The sequence below is a fragment of the Clostridium sp. genome (assembly GCF_051654825.1).
GTDB lineage: Bacteria > Bacillota > Clostridia > Clostridiales > Clostridiaceae > Clostridium.
In genome coordinates, this window is the sequence record NZ_JBOFYU010000183.1 from 1 (window position 1) to 5,713 (window position 5,713).

The 5,713-nt window shown below is 28.6% G+C and carries 5 protein-coding genes; 1 reads left to right on the forward strand and 4 read right to left on the reverse strand.

The features are described 5' to 3' along the window. Positions 1–116 precede the first annotated feature (116 nt). The 3 genes from ACRDBA_RS10705 to ACRDBA_RS10715 all read right to left on the reverse strand — a co-directional run bounded on the left by ACRDBA_RS10705 (position 117) and on the right by ACRDBA_RS10715 (position 2,892). The gene (locus tag ACRDBA_RS10705; RefSeq protein WP_438572904.1) at positions 117–278 is read right to left on the reverse strand and encodes a hypothetical protein; all 162 of its coding nucleotides are present in this window, start codon (positions 276–278) and stop codon (positions 117–119) included. 400 nt (positions 279–678) lie between these two features. Then, positions 679–1,368 carry an ABC transporter ATP-binding protein gene (locus tag ACRDBA_RS10710; RefSeq protein WP_438572905.1) on the reverse strand — a complete coding sequence of 230 codons (690 nt, stop codon included), beginning with the start codon at positions 1,366–1,368 and terminating at the stop codon, positions 679–681. 12 nt (positions 1,369–1,380) lie between these two features. Further along, on the reverse strand, positions 1,381–2,892 hold the full coding sequence (locus tag ACRDBA_RS10715; protein ID WP_438572906.1) for an ABC transporter permease: 1,512 nt from the start codon (positions 2,890–2,892) through the stop codon (positions 1,381–1,383). 223 nt (positions 2,893–3,115) lie between these two features. On the opposite strand from ACRDBA_RS10715, the gene ACRDBA_RS10720 reads away from it, so the two are divergent. Continuing rightward, positions 3,116–4,087 carry a serine hydrolase gene (locus tag ACRDBA_RS10720; protein WP_438572907.1) on the forward strand — a complete coding sequence of 324 codons (972 nt, stop codon included), beginning with the start codon at positions 3,116–3,118 and terminating at the stop codon, positions 4,085–4,087. Positions 4,088–4,307: 220 nt separating this feature from the next. Here ACRDBA_RS10720 and ACRDBA_RS10725 read toward each other — a convergent pair. Continuing rightward, positions 4,308–5,713, reverse strand: a 1,406-nt coding sequence (locus tag ACRDBA_RS10725; RefSeq protein ID WP_438572908.1) for a 6-phospho-beta-glucosidase, incomplete at its 5' end; no start/stop codon positions are given.

Here is a 5,713-nt window from a genome sequence, read left to right on the forward strand (position 1 = left end):
AGTTGTTTAATAACCATAGTGTTTACTATAATAACTACTTTTATTACTACCATTTATTCTGTAATCTTAGTTATTTATTCAAATAAAAACAGTACTTATATTACTATAAATACTGTTTAACTCGCTACACTATATTCCATACTAGGATTATTTTTAACTTCAATTACCCTTTTATGAATATTTCTAACTAAAGTTCCCTTAGTCTTTGCAACAGTTTTATCATCTGAATGCTCAATATACTCTAAAAACTCAATTAGCTCATCATCTAAATCTTTCATAATACCTTTTGTATTTAATATTATTTTATGTGTATCGTCTTTTAATTTGATATTTTTCTCTTCTTTACATGCTGTTTCAAATGTGTATTTATGTCTTCCAACTTCAAATAAATCAAAGGTACATATAAATTTGATTTTCCGGCATTTCTATTCTAGCAATTTTAATTTCTAAGAGTTTCTCTAAAAACTCCTTTTAAAGTAATTGAATTCATCATGACTAAATATCAGTCACTATGACAAGTAATAAGTCATTATTTGATAACTGTTATTTTCTCCTTTTAATTAATAAAATAAAGCTATATACTAAAAAAATGCTCCCAGTACAGCATCAGTTTTATTATTTAAACTGGATACTATAAAGAGAGCATATTATTTTTAAGTCTATAGCTTATTTAAAATTTTACATTGCAATTACCTTTTTAGGGTTAATAGTTTTTATTAATTTTTTATTTTTCACTGTATATATTTCATCTGATTCTAGCGCTATTTCTTTATTATGAGTTACCATTATTACTGTTTTTCCTTCTTTAGCTACTATATCTTTAAATAGTTTTATTATGTCATTTGATGTTTTTTCATCTAAATTACCTGTTGGCTCATCAGCTATTATTAAATCACTTTCACAACATAATGCTCTAGCAATTGCAACTCTTTGTTGTTGTCCCCCACTTAATGTTAGTACCTTTTGGTTTGCTTGTGCTTCTGTTAATCCCACTCTTTTTAATACACTTAATGCCTTTTCTTTATTATTCTCAGTTTTTATACCCTTTATAGACATAGCTGAAGTTACGTTTTCCAAGGCTGTCATATAATTTAATAAATTATATCCTTGAAATATAATGGAAACATATTTATTTCTATAGTTTTCAAGCCCTATTCCCTTAATGCTCTTTTCCTTATAAAATACTTCACCTGATCTATGTTTATCAAGACCTGCTGCTATTGATAAAAATGTTGTTTTTCCTGAACCTGATTGACCTATTACTGTATAAAAATTTCCCTCTTCAAATGTTACATCTACACCTTCTAAAATAAATAAATCTCCATCATAAGAATATGAAACATTTTTAAAACTTAAAATTTCAGCCATACTTATTCCCTCCTAATTATGCTTACTTAATATTGTTTTAGGATTTAATCTCATTATTGATAATGATGGTATTAATGTTGCTATAATTGCTACTAATAATGATAATCCTGCCATTTTCCCAAAATCATTGCCACTCATACTTACATCTAATTCATCAATTACTTCTACATTGCTACTTCCCATACCTGGTCTACTCATTCCACCTTGACCTTTAAATCCACCTTGGCTTCCACCCATCATTCCTGATGAACCTGGCATTCCTGGCATTCCCATATTATTTTCTTCTGTTGATGATATTTCACTTTGTATTAACTTATCTGCTACTACTCCACTTATTGTATTCCCTAGTGCTCCTGATACTCCTATTGAAATAACTAATACTAAAACTACTTCTACTATTAATTGAGCTACTATTTTTCCTCGTTTTTCACCTAAGGACATAAGTATTCCAATTTCACTGCTTCTTTCTTTTATTGATAACATTATAATTAAAGCAAGTATTATTCCGCCAAATACTGTTACTAAAATTAAAGTAGTATTTGCAAATGAAGCTACATTTTCTATAGGTCCTACCATAGTTTCATAGGCTTGATCATTTGCATCTAATTTAAATGTATCAAAATCAATTGAAGTATTACTTCCTTCTTGAACAAAGGCTTCAACATTTACTGGATCATTTAAGTAAAACACCATACTATCTACAGCACTTGCATATTCATCACCTTTAAATGAACTTATTAGTGTATAAGGAGCATAAATTTGATTATATGGTAACATTGCAGTCATTCTACTAGCCATTTCATCTACTTCTGCTGTAGATTTATATATTCCTACAACTTCTACTTCTGTTTTTTTAGTTTCATCTGATGTATCTACTAAATTAATTTTACTTCCAACCTCTAATGAATTTTCACTTGCAAAGGTTTCTTCTACCATAATTACATTTTTATTTAAATCATCTTCTGTTAATTCTCTTCCTGATGCTAATGTACTATCACCTGAAATTACAGAATTATTAGTTTCAAAGCTATTTATACCATATAAAGTAACATCTCCTTGATTACCAAAACCGCCTTTTCCACCACCAGGCATTTCCCCCATAGGATTAAATTTATCCATTTCTGTAGTTGTTTCCTCTTCTTCATCAGCTCCAACTGCTGTTAACCCATCTAAGTTAACTCCTGTTGTACTAGTTACAGAGTAATTAACTACATAATTTGAATCCTTTAATTCATCTAAGTATTCTAATGGAATTGGAGTCATAGATATTTTAAATCTACCTGGCTCTCCTCCACTATTTTGCATTTGTTCTTGTTGTTGTTGCATTAGCTTTTCTCTATCTACAGTTAATGATACTTGTGCTCCTAGCTTTTGCCTTGCTAACATTGCAGCTGTTTCTGTAGCTGATTTAATACTAAAGCTTGATAAAGTAACTAAGGATACTGTTAACATAACAGCAAATATAATTAATGTCCTTCCTAATCTTTCTTTTAAACTTTTTAAAGCTCTAAAAATAAAATTCATCTCTTACAATCCTTCCTTTCCTTTTTAGTGACTACTAACCTTCTATGGATATTATGTTAAAGGTATTCCCTTTATTTAAGATGAATAAAAACTGAATTTTATCTGTAATCTCTTATATTCAATATGAAGAAATATTCACATTACCTTAACTATAGATTCATACTATTTCTACATAGTAATCTTATAATTAATATAAATAAATTACATCATTGGGAGGTATAAAATGAAAAAGAAGCTATTAACACCTTTTAAAGTTTGCACATTTAGTTTATTAGCACTTTCAACTATAACTTTAACTATATTTGCAAATTCACATTCTAATAATTTAAATAAACAACAAGTTATAGCTACCTCAACAGACATTAATGAAATATTACAATCTGAAAATAAAATTAAACAAGAATTATCTAATGAAGAAATATATGAGTTGTCTAAATTACCCTATGAAGATAGGTTAAATATTCTTTATAGTGATAAATATAATATTATAGATAAAATAAAGGTTTTCTTAGGTGAAGAGGCTGATAATTTAGGCTTTATTTATTATGACTTAAATACTAATGAAAAGGCATCTATTAACGAAGATATGGAATTTATTGCAGCTAGTACATATAAGGTTGGATTAAATGTTATTTATTATCACTTAGCTTCAACAGGAAAAATAAATTTAAATGATACTATTCCTTATACATATGAAGATTATGAAGAAGGAACTGGAGTATTACAAGACTATGATGGTTATGATCTATCAATACAAGATTTATTAGATTTATCTATTGTTTATTCTGATAATATTGCAACTAATATGCTTGGTAGAAATTTAGGTGGACATGCTAATGTTAGAAATCAACTTTATAATTTATTAGATGTTGAATTTGACGCAGAATCAAATACCATTACTCCAAATATAGAATTAGAAGTTTTAAAATATATTTATGATAATAAAAATAACCCTAACTTCTCTCACTTAATAGAAGTTTTAACTAACACAGACTTTCATGATAGATTAGATAAATACTTGCCTTATGAGTTAGTTGCTCATAAAGTTGGAACAAATGAAGAATATGTTCATGATGTAGGTTTATTTCTAACTGATAAACCCTATATCCTTATAATGTATACTAATGACATTTTAGACTCTGAAGAAAAAATTTCTCAAATTTCAAATTCTATTTACTTAAATAACATAAACTAAGTTCTAATTTATTATAGAATTATAAACTCCATCTAAAGTTTGTAACTCATTAACTAAGGGCATTAAATTATTATTACTCTCCAAAATATTAGATAGTCTTTGAACTATTATCCATAACATAAAAAGCTAGAAAGACTTTTGTTACAGTATCCCTTGTCATAGGGATATCCCAAACTTAATCTTTCTAGCTTTTAATTATTTAATTATCTTATTCACTCTACTACAGTTCTTCACCATTTGAAGATATTACTTTTTTATACCAATGGAAACTCTTTTTTCTTTTTCTATTTAATGTTCCATTTCCTTCATTATCTCTATCTACATATATAAATCCATAACGCTTTTCCATTTCTCCTGAGCCTGCACTTACTAAATCAATTGGTCCCCAAGTTGTATATCCAAGCAGTTCAACTCCATCTAAATTCACAGCATCTCTCATAGCTTTAATATGTTCTCTTAAATAATTTATTCTATAATCATCTTCTATTTCACCATTTTCATTTATTACATCCTTTGCACCTAAGCCATTTTCAACTATAAATAATGGCTTTTCATATCTATCATATATATGATTTAATGTAATTCTTAATCCTAATGGGTCTATTGGCCATCCCCATTGACTATATGAAAGGTAAGGATTTTTTGCTGATGCAAATAAGTTTCCTTCTGCAACATCACTATTATCATCAGACCTTACACAACGACTGTTATAATAAGAAAATGAAATAAAATCTACAGTATGTTTTCTTAGTAATTCTAAGTCTCCCTCTTCCATAATTGGAGTTATACCCTTAGCTTCCATTTCCTTTAATGCATAATTAGGATACTTTCCTCTTGCTTGAACATCTACAAAGAAGTAACTTTCCCTATCTACCTTAGTTGCTTCCCAAACATCTTCTGGCTTACAACTATAAGGATACGCGCTTCCTGCTGCAAACATACATCCAACCTTATTATCTTCATCAATTTCATGAGCTATTTTAGTTCCAATAGCACTTGCTACAAGTTCATTATGAGCCGCTTGATACTTTACCTTTTCCTCATCTTCACCTTCTTCAAAGCAAATTCCTGCCCCCATAAATGGAGCATGTAAAATCATATTTATTTCATTAAATGTTATCCAATACTTAACAAGTCCCTTATATCTTGTAAAAACAGTTCTACATAGCTTTTCGTAAAAACCTATCATTTTACGATTACGCCATCCACCATACTTTTCTATTAAATGCATAGGGCAATCAAAATGAGTAATTGTTACTAATGGCTCTATTCCATACTTTTTACATTCTTTAAATACTTCTTTATAAAATTCTAAGCCTTTTTCATTTGGAGTTTCTTCATCTCCCATTGGAAAAATTCTAGTCCATCCTATACTCATTCTATAAACCTTAAATCCCATTTCAGCAAAAAGCTTAATATCTTCTTTAAAGTTATGATACATATCTATTGCAATCTTTGCAGGATAAAAATGTTCATTATCAAAATCATACATTTTTAATTTACCTGTAATTACTGCTGATCTATCCTTACCTATTGGACATACATCTACATTTGCTAGTCCTCTTCCGTCCTCATTATATCCACCTTCACATTGGTTTGCTGCTGTTGCTCCACCCCATAAAAAAT

Excerpts from the sequence above, each read along its gene's own strand:
- ACRDBA_RS10705 (WP_438572904.1), bottom strand. The coding sequence starts at position 278 with ATGAAAGATTTAGATGATGAGCTAATTGAGTTTTTAGAGTATATTGAG.
- ACRDBA_RS10715 (WP_438572906.1), bottom strand. The coding sequence starts at position 2,892 with ATGAATTTTATTTTTAGAGCTTTAAAAAGTTTAAAAGAAAGATTAGGA.
- ACRDBA_RS10710 (WP_438572905.1), bottom strand. The coding sequence starts at position 1,368 with ATGGCTGAAATTTTAAGTTTTAAAAATGTTTCATATTCTTATGATGGA.
- ACRDBA_RS10720 (WP_438572907.1), top strand. The coding sequence starts at position 3,116 with ATGAAAAAGAAGCTATTAACACCTTTTAAAGTTTGCACATTTAGTTTA.